Source organism: Mucilaginibacter metallidurans, assembly GCF_003286435.2.
GTDB classification, from domain to species: Bacteria; Bacteroidota; Bacteroidia; order Sphingobacteriales; family Sphingobacteriaceae; genus Mucilaginibacter; species Mucilaginibacter gossypii.
This window is the reverse complement of the sequence record NZ_CP043449.1, coordinates 4,207,475-4,224,383: the sequence shown is the minus strand read 5'-3', so window position 1 is coordinate 4,224,383 and position 16,909 is coordinate 4,207,475. Positions and strand designations below refer to the sequence as shown.

11 protein-coding genes are annotated in these 16,909 nt (G+C 46.2%); all 11 read left to right on the top strand.

Features of this window, described 5'->3' with window-relative positions:
• The 11 genes from DIU38_RS18005 (at window position 1) to DIU38_RS17955 (ending at window position 16,896) form a co-directional block, all read left to right on the top strand.
• Window positions 1-951, top strand: a complete 951-nt coding sequence (locus tag DIU38_RS18005) for a glycoside hydrolase family 43 protein (RefSeq protein WP_243770717.1) — start codon at window positions 1-3, stop codon at window positions 949-951.
• The gene (locus DIU38_RS18000) at window positions 944-2,779 is read left to right on the top strand and encodes a sialidase/neuraminidase family protein (protein WP_112654704.1); all 1,836 of its coding nucleotides are present in this window, start codon (window positions 944-946) and stop codon (window positions 2,777-2,779) included. The genes DIU38_RS18005 and DIU38_RS18000 overlap by 8 nt, the downstream gene beginning before the upstream one ends.
• Window positions 2,779-4,233 (top strand): sialate O-acetylesterase, encoded by a 1,455-nt coding sequence (locus DIU38_RS17995; protein WP_243770718.1) that lies wholly within the window; start codon window positions 2,779-2,781, stop codon window positions 4,231-4,233. Before DIU38_RS18000 ends, DIU38_RS17995 begins: the two co-directional genes overlap by 1 nt.
• Window positions 4,234-4,241: 8 nt before the next feature.
• Window positions 4,242-7,028 carry a glycoside hydrolase family 2 protein gene (locus DIU38_RS17990; protein WP_112654703.1) on the top strand — a complete coding sequence of 929 codons (2,787 nt, stop codon included), beginning with the start codon at window positions 4,242-4,244 and terminating at the stop codon, window positions 7,026-7,028.
• A 4-nt stretch (window positions 7,029-7,032) separates the two neighbouring features.
• Window positions 7,033-9,789, top strand: coding sequence for an alpha-L-rhamnosidase (locus DIU38_RS17985; RefSeq protein WP_112654702.1), 2,757 nt, complete (start codon window positions 7,033-7,035; stop codon window positions 9,787-9,789).
• Between the two features lie 12 nt (window positions 9,790-9,801).
• On the top strand, window positions 9,802-10,527 hold the full coding sequence (locus tag DIU38_RS17980) for a DUF3826 domain-containing protein (RefSeq protein ID WP_243770719.1): 726 nt from the start codon (window positions 9,802-9,804) through the stop codon (window positions 10,525-10,527).
• 7 nt (window positions 10,528-10,534) lie between these two features.
• The gene (locus DIU38_RS17975; RefSeq protein WP_112654701.1) at window positions 10,535-11,665 is read left to right on the top strand and encodes a sialidase family protein; all 1,131 of its coding nucleotides are present in this window, start codon (window positions 10,535-10,537) and stop codon (window positions 11,663-11,665) included.
• Window positions 11,666-11,926: 261 nt separating this feature from the next.
• The gene (locus DIU38_RS17970; protein ID WP_112654825.1) at window positions 11,927-13,327 is read left to right on the top strand and encodes an alpha/beta hydrolase family protein; all 1,401 of its coding nucleotides are present in this window, start codon (window positions 11,927-11,929) and stop codon (window positions 13,325-13,327) included.
• A gap of 3 nt (window positions 13,328-13,330) precedes the next feature.
• The gene (locus DIU38_RS17965; protein WP_112654700.1) at window positions 13,331-14,215 is read left to right on the top strand and encodes a sugar phosphate isomerase/epimerase family protein; all 885 of its coding nucleotides are present in this window, start codon (window positions 13,331-13,333) and stop codon (window positions 14,213-14,215) included.
• 9 nt (window positions 14,216-14,224) lie between these two features.
• Window positions 14,225-16,147, top strand: a complete 1,923-nt coding sequence (locus tag DIU38_RS17960; RefSeq protein ID WP_112654699.1) for a hypothetical protein — start codon at window positions 14,225-14,227, stop codon at window positions 16,145-16,147.
• Window positions 16,144-16,896: an L-rhamnose mutarotase gene (locus DIU38_RS17955; RefSeq protein WP_243770720.1), complete on the top strand. Its 753-nt coding sequence runs from the start codon at window positions 16,144-16,146 to the stop codon at window positions 16,894-16,896. The genes DIU38_RS17960 and DIU38_RS17955 overlap by 4 nt, the downstream gene beginning before the upstream one ends.
• Window positions 16,897-16,909: the final 13 nt, after the last annotated feature.

The window sequence follows — 16,909 nt, the reverse complement described above, 5'->3', positions numbered from 1 at the left end:
GTGAACAAAGGAATTAAACATATCACTTTACTATTTGCCATTGTGCTGGTGTTTTCATGCAAGGCCGGTAAAAGCGTGTACCTTTTTACGTCGTTTCACGAGCCGGCCAATGAAGGTTTGCGCTTTTTGTACAGTAATGATGCTTACCACTGGAATGCTATCGACCACATTTTCATTAAACCGGAAGTTGGCGATGCTAAGATCATGCGCGACCCATCCATAGTCCAGGGCCCCGACGGGGTTTACCATTTGGTATGGACAACCGGCTGGAAAAATGATAAAGGTATCGGTTATGCCAACTCAAAAGATTTGGTCCACTGGTCGGCCGAGCAGCACATTGAGGTGATGGCCAACGAACCTACCGCGGTGAATGCCTGGGCGCCCGAGTTGTTTTATGATGAGGAGAACAAATATTTCATCATCGTTTGGGCTTCAACTGTGCCGTTCCGTTTTCCGAAAGGGCAGGAAGATGAGAATAATAATCACCGGCTTTACTATACCACAACTAAAGATTTTAAAACTTTCAGTCCCTCAAAACTTTTCCTTGATCCGGGTTTTAGTGTAATTGATGCCGAGATTGTAAAGCGGGCCAAAAATGATTATGCGCTGGTGATGAAGGATAATACCCGGCCTAATCGCAATATCCTCGTGGCGTTCAGTAATAATCCGTTAGGACCGTATAGCAACTATACCCCACGATTTACCGAGCCTTTCAGTGAAGGCCCCAGCATGACCAAAGCGGGCGATAACTGGCTGGTCTATTATGATTCGTACCGTTTAAAAAGATATGGCGCCATGCGCACAGCCAACTTTAAAACTTTTACCGACCTGGCCGATAGCGTGAGCGTACCGATAGGGCACAAGCACGGCACCATATTTAAGGTTACCAAAAAACAGCTTGCGCAGCTTTTACAGGCAGCCGGGCAAAGCAAAGCAGCTAAACATGAATAAGTTCATCATCATATTGTTTTTTATATCGATGGCTGGCATAGCCAGTGCGCAGGATACCGTGCATTACAGCGGCAATACCGTTGCCAACGTTGATTATCATCATGGGCAATTAACTCCGGTGATAGGTGTGCACAGCAAGCAGATCTTCAGGGCTAACCGTGAACATCCGGAACTGGCCGATGACTTCGGTTTTACCTATAACCATGCGCCTATGCTGGCCTACTGGAACAATACTTTTTATGTAGAATACCTGAGCGATAAGGTAGGCGAAAGCCTGCCGCCAGGCCAAACCCTGCTCATGACCTCGAAAGATGGTGAAGCATGGTCAAAACCTACGGTAGTTTTTCCTCAGTATAAAATACCCGATGGCACTACCAAAGAGGGGCACGCCGGTGTGGCAAAGGACCTGTATTCGGTAATGCACCAGCGCATGGGCTTTTATACTTCCAAATCAAAACGCTTACTGGTGCTTGGTTTTTATGGGATTTGTTTGGATGGGCATGATGATCCGAATGATGGCTTGGGTATTGGTCGCGTAGTGCGGGAAGTATTGCCAAACGGCAAATTCGGACCGATCTATTTTATCCACTACAACCCTAAATGGAACGAAAAGAATACCTCATATCCTTTTTACAAAACCAGTAGAGACAAAGGTTTTGTGCAGGCTTGCGATGAATTAATGGCCAACCCGTTAATGATGATGCAATGGGTTGAGGAAACCGACAGGAAAGATCCGCTGATCCCGCTGCATAAGGATTATAAAGCATTTAACTTTTATCATCTGCCAGATGGCCGGGTGGTCGGCTTATGGAAATACGCGCTTACCGCTATCAGTACAGATAACGGCAAAACCTGGCCAACAAACGCTGCCCGCGCACCGCGTTTTGTAACCGCTAATGCCAAAATCTGGGGGCAGCGTACATCTGATGGTAAATATGCTACGGTTTATAATCCTTCGGAGTTCCGCTGGCCGCTGGCGTTGTCTGTAAGTAAAGACGGATTGGATTATACCAACCTGCTGTTAGTTAACGGCGAGATCACCACTATGCGTTATGGCGGTGCTTATAAATCATACGGTCCGCAATATACGCGTGGCATTGAAGAGGGTAACGGTATCCCGCCGGATGGCAAGCTTTGGGTTACTTACAGCATGAACAAGGAGGATATCTGGGTATCATCTATCCCAGTGCCGATTACCGAAAAAGCGGATGTGCATGCTAATGAAGTTTTTAACCAACTACCTGCCGGTAAAGAGCTGGAAAAATGGAACACCTACAGCCCGCAATGGGCACCCGCGGCTATCGACAAATCGCCCGATGGTGAACGCGCGTTGACCCTAAAAGACAGCGACCCATTTGATTTTGCCAAAGCTGAACGTGTTGTGCCTGTTTCAAAAAAGCTGATGACCGATTTTACCATCACAGCAGGGCAAAATAATACCGGTATGATGGATATCGAATTTCAGGATGAAAAAGGTACAGCTGCTATCAGGCTTACGCTTGATTCTGCCGGTCAGTTCAGGACCAAGGCCGGGTATCGCAACAAAAATTTCATGAATTATGAAGCAGGTACGCAATATCATATTGTGATAAAGCTAAATACTGATACCCGTTTTTACACCGTGAATGTAAACGGCAAGGATGTACTTACCGGCTTGTTTTTTGCCCCGATGCTAAGCGTAAACCGGATAGTGTTCCGTACCGGGGATATCAGGAGGTTCCCGGATGCTGATACGCCTACCGATCAGGATTACGATCGGCCAAATGCGGGAGAAGCAGCGAAGCAAGCTGTTTTCTATATCAAATCATTCAAAACAAGTAATTACTAATGTTACGCTTTATAAAATATTGTTGGTTGACGATCTGCCTGCTAAGCTCCGGAATTGCCGGGGCGCAGGTTGTTTTGCCCAAAGTATTAGGCAACAATATGGTATTACAGCGTAATGCTCCAGTGCCCGTCTGGGGTACCGCGTCGCCGGGTGAAAAGGTTACGGTAAAGTTCAATAAGCAAACAAAAACAGCTATAGCCGATGCATCAGGCAAATGGATGGTAAAGCTTGACGCAATGCCTGCATCTGCCAAACCCTCAACATTAGCAATATCCGGTATCAACACTATTCAACTGCAAAATATACTGGTAGGTGAAGTATGGCTTTGCTCAGGCCAATCAAACATGCAGTACGAAATGCGCAAAAATAGCAAGGTAAAAAAGCCGGATACCAGTACGGCAAATTCGCCTGTTGATGAGCTGGACCGCGCGCATAACCCACAGATCAGGATTTTCCTGGTTACGCAGAAAAATTTGTTAAAGCCCGATTCAACCCATTCGGGATGGAGCGTGGCCGAAGATTCCGCTTTGAGGGCATTTTCGGCGGCGGGGTATTTCTTCGCTAAAAATCTGCAGCATGATCTGAAAGTGCCGGTAGGTATTATTTCATCGGCAGTAAGCGGCAGCAGGATTGAGCCCTGGGTATCGCAGGAAAGTTTTGATGCCATCCCATATTTCAAGGCCAACAATATTAAGATTGATGGCGATCCCGGTAAGTTTTATGCCAAAATGATCGAGCCTGTCGCTCCGTTCGCGCTGAAAGGTTTTTTGTGGTACCAGGGCGAAAGTGCTTGTTTTTTAGGCGAAACCATCAGTTATACCTACAAAATGGAAGCGCTTATCAACAACTGGCGTAAGCTATGGGGCGATAAAAAGCTGCCATTTTATTACGTACAAATAGCGCCATATTACTACACCCTGGGAAAAGGCCCTGTAACCTATACGCCCTTTACCGAACCTGAATTGCGCGAAGCCCAGGCCGCTGCTTTGCAGATCCCAAATACGGGGATGATCATCACTACCGATTTGAATGATGACCTTAAAAATATTCACCCGCCATTTAAATGGGAGATAGGCAGGAGGCTTGAACTGCAGGCGCTTGCCAATACCTACAAACAACGGGTAGTTTTTTCGGGCCCGGTGTACAAACACATGAAAATAAATGGCGACAAGATCATCCTTGAGTTTGATCATCTGGGTGCCGGCTTGGTAAGCCACGACGGTAAACCGCTCACCGATTTCACCATTGCTGGTGCCGATGGAAATTTTGTAACCGCCAAGGCCATAATAAAAGCAAACACGGTTGAGGTATCGGCCCAATCGGTTGCCAAACCTATAGCCGCGCGTTTTGCCTGGTCGGAAACCGCACAGCCAAATTTTTATAATAAAGATGGTTTGCCTGCTGCCCCATTCCGTACGGATAACCCTTTGAAGTTTACTTTAACTGCTAACTGAATATACCAATGAAATCTGCCTGCTTTAAAATATGGATTGCTTTACTGTTTGTTATCAACTGGTCGGTAAGCCATGCCCAGGAAACACAAAAGTTATTCTTATCGGGTACAGGGAGCGACCATACCATAAACTGGCAATTTTACTGTACCGCGGGCAATAATTCAGGGAAATGGACAACCATTCCGGTGCCATCAAACTGGGAGTTTCAGGGTTTTGGCAAGTACAATTATGGGCTTTCGAAAGATAGTTTAAGAGGCAAGGAGCAAGGGCTTTATAAATACGAGTTTAACGTGCCGACATCATGGCAGGGTAAGGATATCAACATTGTTTTTGATGGCTCCATGACCGATACCGAGGTGAAGCTGAATGGTAAATCGGCTGGCCCAATTCACCAGGGATCATTTTACCGTTTTAAGTACGATGTAAGCGCTTTGCTCAACTACGGTAAATCAAACTTGCTTGAAGTTACGGTATCCAAGCATTCGGCCAATGCATCGGTAAACGCCGCTGAGCGTAAAGGCGATTTCTGGATCTTCGGCGGGATTTTCAGGCCGGTATTTCTGGAGGCCGCCCCTAAATCACACATCAATTATTATGCTATTGATGCCAAAGCCAATGGGAATTTAAAAGCCCAACTGAAACTGGTATCTGTAAAAAGTGGTACAATAACAGGACAGGTATATACCTTGACCGGACAGAAGTTTGGCGCTCCTTTTTCTGTAAAAGTTAACGCGGGTGATACCATTGCCAATATCAGCACACATGTTGTTTCGCCAAAATTATGGTCGCCCGAGTTTCCTAACTTGTATAATGTGGTGTTTACGCTGAGTGAGAATGGTAAAGCTATTCATACTGTAAAACAACGCGTTGGCTTCCGTACGGTTGAATTGAGGGAGCATGATGGCATTTATGTAAACAACGCAAAAATCAAATTTAAAGGCGTAAACCGTCACTCGTTTTGGCCAACCACAGGCAGGGCGTTAAATAAAAAAGTAAGTATCGGGGATGTTCAGTTGATGAAGGATATGAACATGAATGCGGTACGGATGTCGCATTATCCGCCCGATGATCATTTCCTGGACGTATGCGATTCATTAGGCCTGTTTGTATTGGATGAGCTTACCGGCTGGCACCATGCCTATGACGATGTGGTAGGCTCAAAGTTAGCAAAAGAGCTTATCGAAAAAGATATCAATCACCCATCCATCGTACTATGGGACAATGGCAACGAAGGTGGGTTTAACTTTAACCTCGATCATTGGTTTGATGAGCTGGATCTTCAAAAACGCCCGCTGATCCATCCATGGGGAATCTTCCGCGGAACAAATACGCAGCATTATATCAATTATGACTACGGTACCAATACAGGTATCAACGGACACGACGTATTTTTCCCGACCGAGTTTTTACATGGTTTGTACGATGGTGGCGCAGGTGCAGGGCTGGATGATTTCTGGAAACAGATGTGGCATACACCAATTTCGGCAGGTGGTTTTATCTGGGACTTTGCCGATGAAGCTGTGGTTCGTACGGATAAAAGCGGTCAGCTTGACAGCGATGGTGATCATGGCCCGGACGGTATAGTAGGCCCATACCACGAAAAAGAAGGCAGCTATTATGCCATCAAAGAAATCTGGAGCCCGGTTTATCTTGAACCCAGAGAAATAACTCCGGCGTTTAACGGCACCTTGCGTTTAGAGAACAGGTATAGCTATACTAACCTTAAACAATGTACATTTAGCTATAAGCTGGTCACAATCAACGGTACGGGATCAACAAATAAAACCGGTACCATCGCATCACCGGACGTTGCGCCGGGCCAGTACGGAAACCTGCAGTTACAATTACCAAAGGACTGGCAAAATTTCGATGTGCTATATGTATCTGCCTTTGACTTAAACAAGCACGAACTGTTTACCTGGAGTTTCCCGCTGAGCAGCCATGATAAGATCACAAACCAAATCATTACCAAAACCGGTGGAAGCAAAGCTGTAATTGCGGAGACAGATTCGCTGTACAAAATAAAAACAGGCAACGGCATCGAGCTGGCGTTTAACCGTAATTCGGGCATATTGGTTAGTGTGAAAAACACTAAGGGCGATATCCCTTTCAACAATGGCCCTATGTTGGTTGAAGGGCAGGATCAAACCGGTTTTGAAAAGCTCAACTATCATTACGAAGGCGATAACCTGGTGGTTGAAGCCGTATTCCCGCCCAAAAAATCAGAACCTTTACTGAAGTGGACGATCTACCCATCGGGCTGGGTGCAGCTTGAGGTAAAATACTGGCCAATTGGCGAGGACGCAACATTGATGGGCGTTAATTTCTCTTTCCCCGAAAAAGATATCAAAGGTGTTACCTACATGGGCGATGGTCCTTACCGGGTATGGAAAAACCGTATGAAAGGTACATCACTGGGGGTATGGGATAAAACCTACAACAATACCATAACCGGGCAGGGTAAGGTTGTTTATCCCGAGTTTAAAGGCTATTACTCTAACCTGTACTGGATGAAATTGCAAACCACCGGTCAACCGGTAACTATAGTTTGCAACAGCCGCGATGTTTTTATGCGCCTGTTTACGCCGGCAAATCCTGCAAAGGTTTACAATACGGCCCCGCCCTTCCCTTCGGGTGATATTTCGTTTATGCATGGTATTACACCTATCGGCACCAAATCACAAAAGCCTGAAAAACTTGGTCCGGGCGGACAAAGAAACCAATATTTTAATTACGACAGAAATATAGAAGACGCGCTTTCGCTGAACCTGTATTTCGACTTTTCGGGTAAATAATCAAATGAGAAACGTGTGTTCACATATAGGTTTGGCTGTGGTGGTTGTTCTAACTTGCCTGGGCAATTGCTATGCAGATGCGCGTATCGGTTTACAAAACCTGAAATGCGAAATGCTGAACAATCCTTTAGGCATCGGCACCGCTAAACCCCGGCTTAGCTGGCAGATTACCAGCGATACGCGGAATACCAACCAGGTTGCTTATCAAATTTTAGTTGCTTCGTCTCCCGAAAAACTAACAGCAGGGCAGGGAGATCTGTGGGATTCACATCGAATAAACTCAGCCGAATCCATCATGGTCGACTATGCGGGCAAACCGTTGAGCAGTCGCGCCGAATGTTATTGGAAAGTTAGGGTATGGACAGACAATGGAGCAAGCGCCTGGAGCCAACTGGCTAAATGGAGTGTAGGACTTTTAAATCCGGCGGATTGGAAAGCAAAATGGATAGGTTGTGACCGTGGTTTTGCCTGGGATAGCGTTTCCAAATTTTCGCGGCTTTCGGCACGTTATTATCGTCGCGGATTCAATTTAAATAAAGCCATCAAACGCGCCACAGCCTACGTAGTTGGTTTAGGCCATTATGAACTATACCTGAACGGCGAGGCTATCGGCGACCAGGTATTGGCCGAAGCTCCTACCGACTATACCCAATCGGTTAAGTATAATACTTTTGATGTTACTGCTTGTCTGAAAAGAGGTGATAATGCTATCGGAACGGTATTGGGTAACGGTCGGTATTTTACCATGCGGCCAAAATACAAGCCTAAAAAGATCAAGGAATTTGGTTTCCCCAAAATGCTGCTGCAATTGGAGGTAGAGTATACCGATGGATCAAAACAAACCATCGTAAGCGATAACAGCTGGCATTTCACAGCCGCCGGTCCTATCCGTACCAACAACGAATATGATGGTGAGGAATATGATGCCACCAAAGAGTTTCCGGGATGGAACAGTGCGGGTTTTGACGACAGCCAATGGCTTAAAGCTGAATTGGTGCAGGCTCCCGGAGGCAAGCTTGACGCGCAGATGAACGAATCGATCTGGGTAATGGATACCATCAAACCTGTAAGTATCAGTCAGCTTAAAAAAGATGTATGGATCCTGGATATGGGGCAAAATATGGCGGGTTGGGTACAGATGCGGGTAAAAGGAAACCGGGGGGATAAAGTAACACTTCGTTATGCCGAGACACTGCAGCCCAATAATGAACTTTATGTAGCTAACCTCCGTGATGCCAAAGTAACCGATATGTATACACTCAAAGGAGGATCAGAAGAAACCTGGCATCCGGTATTTGTATATCACGGTTTCAGGTATGTGGAGATTAGCGGTTATCCCGGCAAACCCGAATTAGCCGATTTTGAGGGACAGGTGGTTTACGATGCCTTGCCAACCATCGGCCATTTTGAAACCTCCAATCCCATCGTCAATAAAATCTATCACAATGCTTATTGGGGGATACTGAGCAACTACAAAGGTATGCCGGTAGATTGCCCTCAGCGTAACGAACGTATGCCATGGCTGGGCGATAGGGCAGTAGGTTCGCTTGGCGAAAGTTTTGTGTTTGCCAACGGCAATTTCTACGCTAAATGGCTGGATGATATAGCCCAATCGCAAAAGCCTGATGGTGCTATCCCTGATGTGGCACCCGCTTACTGGAATTATTACAGCGATAACATGACCTGGCCTGGTACTTATATCCTGGTGGCCGATATGCTTTACCGTCAGTTTGCCGATAAAGCGCCTATTGAAAAGCACTATGCCTCCATGAAAAAGTGGATGGATTATATGCGGGTGAAGTACATGAAAAATAACATCGTCACCAAAGATAAATATGGCGATTGGTGCGTACCTCCCGAATCATTGGAACTGATCCATGCCAAAGATTCATCATTGAATACCGACGGGCAATTGATAGCTACAGCCTATTACTATCACTTATCTGGCTTGATGGGAAAGTTTGCAGCAATGCTGCACAAACCTGCTGATGCACAGTTTTTTGCTACCATGCAGCTGAATGTAGCCATGGCTTTTAACGACAAGTATTTTGATAAAGCTACATCTAAATATAGCAACAATACGGTTACCGCCAACCTGCTGCCGTTATATTTTGGGATCACACCTTTAGCCAATAAACAAGCAGTATTTAAAAATATAGTGGCTAAGATCAATGAAGCGCATGACCATATTAGTACTGGTGTTATCGGTACCCAATGGCTCATGCGTGGCCTTACCGAATTTGGCCGCCCTGACTTGGCCTGGAAAATTGCATCTAATACCACTTACCCAAGCTGGGGCTATATGGCCGAAAGGGGAGCAACTACCATTTGGGAATTATGGAATGGCGATACTGCTAACCCGGCAATGAATTCACGTAACCATATCATGCTGCTGGGCGATCTGATTGCCTGGTTTTACCAGGACATAGCCGGGATAAAAACGGTTAATGCAGGCTTTATGCAACTGGTGATGCAACCGGCAATTATCAAAGGGCTGGATAGTGTTAACGCTTCGTACCAAACGGCCTATGGCCTTGTGAAAAGCAGTTATAACAATACTACGAGCAGTTTTAACTGGCATGTTACCATACCGCCAAACAGTTCGGCACTGGTTTATGTGCCTGCAAAAGCTATGGATGAAGTAACCGGGAACGGAAGGAAAGTATCTGCCATAAAAGATGTTAAACCGGTGAAAATGGAAAACGGAAAAGCGGTGCTCAGCATTGGTTCGGGCGATTATGATTTTGAAGTAAAATATTAAAGCAACATTGATATGAAAAAATTAAACATGGCGGGTGCTATGCTGATAGCACTATTATCGCTATCAGGTACGTTGAAGGCCCAGGAACAACAGGCAACTAAAGCAGCTCCATCTCCCGAGGCACAGGCCAAAGCCGATGCCGAAGTGGAAAAAAAAGCTACGGATTGGGTTGCCTCATTATCGCTTACTGATACTGCAAAGGCTACCCGCGTAAAAAATGTAATAGCAACCCATCTCAAAGCCATCCGTGATTGGAATAACACCCATTCTTATGAATCAGTTCCGGCTGGCATTGACCCGGCAACAGGCAAAGTTTTAAGCACTATGGACAGGCAGATTATCATTAATTCGTCGTTGCCAAAATCGGTACACGAAAACCTGATGACCGGTTTGCGTAACGACCTTACCGAAGAACAGGTTGAAGCCGTACTTGATAAATACACCATCGGCAAAGTGGCCTTTACGCTGGCTGGTTATAAATCTATCATCCCCGACCTGACACCAGTTGAAGAAGCAGCGATCCTCGCTAACCTGAAGCAGGCCCGCGAACAGGCTGTCGATTTTAAGAATATCAAACAGGTATCGGCCATTTTTGAGATCTACAAAACCAAAAACGAGCAATATCTCAACAGCAACGGCCGAAACTGGCACAAGCTATATGGCGATTATACCAAGGCCATCATCGCAAAAAAAGCTGCTGATAAAGCCGCAAAGGATAAGGCTGCCACTCAAAAATAATTGTACTATGCTAAAAAAGATCTTGTTCGCCGGTGCAGTAAGCTGCTTATTTATAATCAACGCCTTTGCCCAAAATCCATGGCGTAAGGGGATTGTGAAGGATGAGTTTATATACGATAAAGCGCCATACCCGGAGTGCCATGCAGCAACCATAGCCGAAACACCGACCGGCCTTGTAGTCTCATGGTTTGGCGGCACCAAGGAGCGCAACCCCGATGTATGTATTTGGGTGAGCCGGTTTGTTAAGGGCAAATGGACAGAGGGTATCAACGTAGCCAACGGCATCCAGAACGATACTTTGCGCTACGCCTGCTGGAACCCGGTGCTTTATCAAGTGCCTAAAGGTGAGCTGCAACTCTATTACAAAATAGGCCCAAGTCCGGCAAAATGGAAAGGCTTTGTAAAAACATCTAAAGATGGCGGCATCACCTGGTCGGAGCAAAAGGCTTTGCCCGATGGCTTTTTAGGGCCGATCAAAAACAAACCGGTACTGCTTAAAAACGGCACGTTGTTAAGTCCGGTAAGTACCGAAGGCAAAGCCTGGCAGGTGCATTTTGAAGCCACCAAAGATTTCGGCGAAAACTGGACAATGATCGGCCCAATCAGCGATGGTAAGGATTTGAAAGCGATCCAGCCAAGTATTTTAACTTATAAAGATGGCAGGCTGCAGGCGCTTTGCCGCAGTCAGAACAGGGCGATATTAAGCACATGGTCTAAAGATGGTGGCCAAACATGGTCGCCTTTGGAAAAGACCAGTCTGCCCAATAACAATTCCGGTACCGATGCTGTGACTTTGAAAGATGGCCGCCAGTTATTGGTTTATAACCATGTTTTGCCGCCAGGAAACCTGGCTAAAGGAGCCCGTACGCCGCTGAATGTTGCTGTTTCTAAAGATGGTGTTGCCTGGTACGCAGCGTCGGTCCTGGAGGATTCGCCTATCAGCCAGTATTCTTATCCATCGGTGATTCAAACTTCGGATGGGATGGTGCATGTGGTTTACACCTGGCGCCGGCAAAAAATAAAACATGTGGTTATCGATCCGTCGAAATTAGAGCTGAAACAAATAAAGGATGGTATTTGGCCAAAGGTGGATGGTTATACGCCGCCGGTACCGGTTGGGGAGACTAAGGATTTGTAAGTGAAATAGACCTTGAGGGGCAAAAAAAGCATCATGCCGAACTTGTTTCGGCACCCCACAGGACGGGTAGTCAATTTGCTTAGCATGATCGCTTAGCGAGTGAGGTGCTGAAACAAGTTCAGCATGACCATAATTTGGTTAATTGTTTAAATGTAGAGACGCATAATTGCGTCTCTCGTAGGACAGGCCGGTTAAAAGGGGGGAACGCCTGATTTGCATGCGGGAGACGCAATTATGCGTCTCTACAAAATAAATAAAACAATGAAAAAACTGATCTATATACTGGTAACCTGCCTCATCGCCATGAGTTTCACTGCCCACGCGCAGCAAACTACCGATGCCATGTTCAGGAAAACCCTGAAGGAGGTGCTTGATGAAGTGCAGGATAAATATCATGTAAAGATCAAATACACCGCTGCCCAGGTTGAGGGTAAATGGGTTAACTATGCCCAATGGCGTTTCAGGCCCAATGTGGATACGACCCTGGCCAACGTTCTTACCCCGCTTGATCTGAAGGTGAATAAAGAAGCTCCCGGCAGGTATAAGCTTAAAGAATATGAATACTTCCGCTGGTCGGTAAGCGACGGCTGGAAGGAGCTTGACAGGATAGCCTCCCAATACCACGACCGTGATACCTGGGAACAACGCAAAGCCATGTTAAAACCTGAGCTTTATAAAGCTTTAGAATTATCGCCCCTGCCTGCGAAACCAGCGTCAAAACCAATCATTACCCCTAAAAGGACTTTTGATGGCTATACTGTTGAGAACATCGCTATTGAAATTTTGCCTGGCTTGTACATCAATGGTTCGCTGTATAAACCATCCAAAATTAAAGGTAAAATTCCGGTGATTTTAAGTCCGGATGGACATTGGGAACACCAGCGTTACCGTGCCGATTGCCAGATCCGTTGTGCATCACTGGCGCGGATGGGGGCGATGGCTTACAGTTATGACCTTTTTGCCTGGGGCGAATCATTGCTGCAATTTAAAGATGAAGATCATCGCCGTAGCCTGGCGCAAACTATCCAGGCACTTGGCGCTATCAGGATATTGGATTATGTGCTTTCACTTAAAGAAACCGATCCTGAACGGGTAGGTATTAGCGGCGGCTCGGGTGGCGGAAGCCATACTGTTTTAATGACTGCCCTGGATGACCGGATCAAGCTTAGCGCCCCGGTGGTGTCAGTGTCATCTTATTTTTATGGTGGATGCCCTTGCGAAAGCGGCATGCCTATCCACCAATGCGGCAACGGAACTGATAATGTAGAACTGGCGGCCATGGCAGCACCCCGGCCTCAACTCCTGATATCCGACGGGCAGGACTGGACAGCCAACATGCCGGAGCATGATTTTCCTTATCTCCAAAAAATGTATGGCTACTACGGAGTTGCCGATAAGGTAGAAAATGTGCACCTGCCCAATGAAGGCCATGATTTCGGTCCGTCAAAAAGGGCTGCGTTGTATGCTTTCGTAGCTAAAAATTTCCACTTGAATCTTAATAAAATTAAAGGCAGCAGCGGCAACTTCGATGATCAAAAAGTCACTATCGAAAAAGAACCTGCCATGTACGTATTTGGCAATAAGGGCGAAAAACTTCCTGCCAATGCCATAAAAGGTTTTGATCAGTTAGAGAAAGTATTCGCGCAGGCCACAAAAAAATAAGTTATGAAAAACAGGTTGATATCGGGTTTTTGGATAGGGTTGATGGTGTGTGCCTTTGGTGCGTCATCGGTTGCTCAAACAACCTCAAAACAGCGCTATAAAGTAGCGGTAGTTGATTTGATGATCCTAAAACGGCAAAAGTTAGGTGCATTTCAGTTAGCTAAAGAGATTGGCGCCGATGGCGTTGAAGTAGATATGGGTGGCCTCGGCGACCGTGAGACTTTTGATAACCAGCTGGCCAATGATTCGATCAGAAAAGTGTTTTTGAACAAGGCGAAAGAACTGAGCCTCGAAATCCCATCTATGGGGATGACCGGCTTTTTCGCCCAATCATTCGCCGAACGGCCAACAGCGGTCAAAGCTGTTACCGATTGTATCAACACCATGAAGCAAATGGGTGTTAAAATTGGCTTTTTATCGATGGGGATAAAAGGCGACCTGGTGAAATTTCCTGAATTGCGCCCGGCTATAGTTTCCCGCCTGAAGGAGGTTGGCAAAATAGCCGAAAAGGCCGGCGTGGTGATTGGTATAGAAACGGCGCTGGACGCCAAAGGCGAGTTGCAGCTATTGAAGGATATAGGCTCGCCGGCCATCAAAAGCTATTTCAATTTTGAAAACGCCATCAGGAACGGCCGCGACCTGGATAAGGAGCTTCAAATATTGGGTAAAAAATACATTGTTCAGATCCATTGTACCAATGATGATGGTGTTTGGCTGCAAAACGATCCTAAAATCAACATGGAGCATGTAAAAGCCACTTTAGATAAAATGGGCTGGGCGGGCTGGCTGGTGATTGAACGCTCGCGCGATGCCAAAGACCCACGGAACGTGAAGTGGAATTTCAGCGCGAATACCACCTATGTGAAATCAATTTTTCAGGCTAACTAATAAACGCAAATGAACATCCGCCGCATAGTTGTTTTGGTATTGCTGTTAAATGTTATTTTGACAGGTAGCCTCTTTGCGGCCGAAATCTGGGTATCACCTAAAGGCTCTGATATAAATGCCGGCACCCGTGAACAGCCGCTGGCCACCGTAGCCATGGCTATCAGGAAAGCCCGCGAACTGAGGCGGTTGAATGACGCATCGATAAAAGGCGGCATTTATATCAAGGTAGCTGCTGGGATTTATTACCTGGAAGAACAATTATTTATCCGCCCGGAAGATTCCGGTACTGCCGATAGCCCGACTATTATTGAGGGCGATGGCATTGGTAAAACTGTTTTAAGCGGCGGTATTAAGGTTGGTGGCTGGCATAGGGTAAGTACCGCCGTACCCGGTTTGCCTGCGGAAGCCAAAGGTAAAGTTTGGGTTGCCGATGCCCCTGTTATTGGCGATGAGCCATTGCAATTCCGGCAGCTTTGGGTGAATAATGAAAAGGCAGTTCGCGCCCGCGACATCGAAGACCCGCTCATGAACCGCATCCTTTCCTGGGATCATAAAACCCAGACCTGTGTAATCCCGTGGTCTACCTCTGCGGATACCTCTCACCTTAAGGGTATGGAGATGTTTATTCACCAGTGGTGGGCTATTGCCATTTTGCGGGTTAAAGCAGTTAAGGTAATGGGTGATAGCGCGCGCTTATCATTTTATCAGCCCGAAAGCCGCATCCAGTCAGAGCACCCCTGGCCTGCGCCCTGGATCTCAAAAAAAACGGGTAACTCAGCGTTTTATCTCAGCAATGCTATCAACTTTTTGAATAAACCTGGGGAGTGGTATCATGACCGGAAGGCCAATAAAATCTATTATATCCCTCGTAAGGGCGAAGATCTGCAAACGGCCACAGTAACCATTCCCCAATTGGAAACATTGGTGAAAATGCAGGGTACTGTTGATAACCCGGTAAACTATATCAACTTTAAAAATATCAGTTTTGAGCATAGCAGCTGGCTTCGCCCATCAAGAGAAGGCTTGGTTCCGCACCAGGCGGGGATGTATATGCTGGATGCCTACAAGCTGAAAATTCCCGGTACGCCGGATAAAAAAGGATTGGAAAACCAGGCATGGGTAGGCCGGCCAAAGGCTGCTGTTGAGGTGGCTTATGCTTCACACATTGCATTTGATGGATGCGGTTTTGAACATATGGCTTCAACCGGCTTGGATTTTCAGCGCGGCACACATAATGATGTGGTTAAAGGCAGCTTGTTTAAAGATATCGGTGGCACGGCGATCCTTGACGGTGTTTACTCCGACGAGGCACAGGAAGTTCACATGCCCTATAACCCAGGCGATAAACGGGAGATCTGCACTAATGATACCATCACCAATAATTTGATCACCTACGTTACCAATGAAGATTGGGGTAGCGTAGGCATAGGCGCTGGCTACGTTAAAGGCATCAACATAACGCATAACGAGGTTTGCGACGTAAACTACACCGGCATCAGCATGGGCTGGGGCTGGACAAAGACCGCTAACGCCATGAGCGATAACCACATCATCGCTAACAAAATCCATCATTACGCTCGCAATATGTATGATGTGGCGGCCATCTACACGCTATCGGCACAGCCCGGCTCGGTTATCAGCAATAATTACGTGGATAGCATTTATAAAGCGCCTTACGCGCATGACCCACAGCACTGGTTTTACCTGTATACCGACGAAGGTTCGTCATACATCACTATCAAAAACAATTGGTGCCCGGCAGATAAATTCCTGAAAAATGCCAACGGTCCCGGTAATGTTTGGGAAAATAACGGTCCGCAGGTTGGCGCGGGTGTAAAGAATGCCGCGGGATTGGAGGTAAACTACCAATATCTGCTTAAGTATAAATCGGTAAACCGGGAAAATTGGCCCATTAATCATAAAACAGAATGAAGCAGTTGAGAAAATATTTATTGTTCACGATGTCCTTTGGGGCTTGCCTTACATGGGTTCTAAGCGGTTGTGATCTTCCGCCCCAAAGTAACCCACCTCAAACAGATACCGTAACCAAGGCAAAACCGCGTTTGATTGCGCGGCCGGCTGTTATTGAAATAATTGCGCATGATAAGGTAAAACTTGATCCTGATGCATTGTATGATATTGAAAAAAGTGTAGATGGGGATGCTGATGACATTAAACAATGGAAAAACCATGCAATAATGTATCTGCACATTCCCAATCCCGAAGATGCACTTAAAGAAATAAAAAAAGCGTACCCTGATGATTCGATCAAATACTACGAAAAACCTTTCTACGCATTTAACAGGAGAATGTGCGCTGATACTGTTAGCTCAAAACAATGGGAAAATATAGTCATGACCGCCAACCTGGTTAATGATCCCAAGCTTCAGCGGGAATATTTAAACTACCATACCACGCAATTTAAAAACTGGCCCGAGGTAGCCAAAGGTTTTTGTAACGCTAATTTCCAGCAACTGCTCGTGTTCAAAAACGGTAGGCAGTTAATGCTGGTCATCAGTATCCCTAAAGGAGAAAGCCTCGATAAACTGAACTCTAAAACCACCGAAAACAACCCAAGGGTAAACGAATGGAACAGCCTGATGAAGAAATACCAGGAAGGCATCTACGGTGCGAAACCGGGTGAGGTTTGGGTTGAATTTAAACCTGTTCATACTAACTAAAGCATCAGCAATC

Bases quoted from the DNA above. Each gene is read 5' to 3' on its own strand.
- DIU38_RS18000 (WP_112654704.1), top strand. From the start codon at position 944: ATGAATAAGTTCATCATCATATTGTTTTTTATATCGATGGCTGGCATA.
- DIU38_RS17995 (WP_243770718.1), top strand. From the start codon at position 2,779: ATGTTACGCTTTATAAAATATTGTTGGTTGACGATCTGCCTGCTAAGC.
- DIU38_RS17990 (WP_112654703.1), top strand. From the start codon at position 4,242: ATGAAATCTGCCTGCTTTAAAATATGGATTGCTTTACTGTTTGTTATC.
- DIU38_RS17985 (WP_112654702.1), top strand. From the start codon at position 7,033: ATGAGAAACGTGTGTTCACATATAGGTTTGGCTGTGGTGGTTGTTCTA.
- DIU38_RS17980 (WP_243770719.1), top strand. From the start codon at position 9,802: ATGAAAAAATTAAACATGGCGGGTGCTATGCTGATAGCACTATTATCG.
- DIU38_RS17975 (WP_112654701.1), top strand. From the start codon at position 10,535: ATGCTAAAAAAGATCTTGTTCGCCGGTGCAGTAAGCTGCTTATTTATA.
- DIU38_RS17970 (WP_112654825.1), top strand. From the start codon at position 11,927: ATGAAAAAACTGATCTATATACTGGTAACCTGCCTCATCGCCATGAGT.
- DIU38_RS17965 (WP_112654700.1), top strand. From the start codon at position 13,331: ATGAAAAACAGGTTGATATCGGGTTTTTGGATAGGGTTGATGGTGTGT.
- DIU38_RS17960 (WP_112654699.1), top strand. From the start codon at position 14,225: ATGAACATCCGCCGCATAGTTGTTTTGGTATTGCTGTTAAATGTTATT.
- DIU38_RS17955 (WP_243770720.1), top strand. From the start codon at position 16,144: ATGAAGCAGTTGAGAAAATATTTATTGTTCACGATGTCCTTTGGGGCT.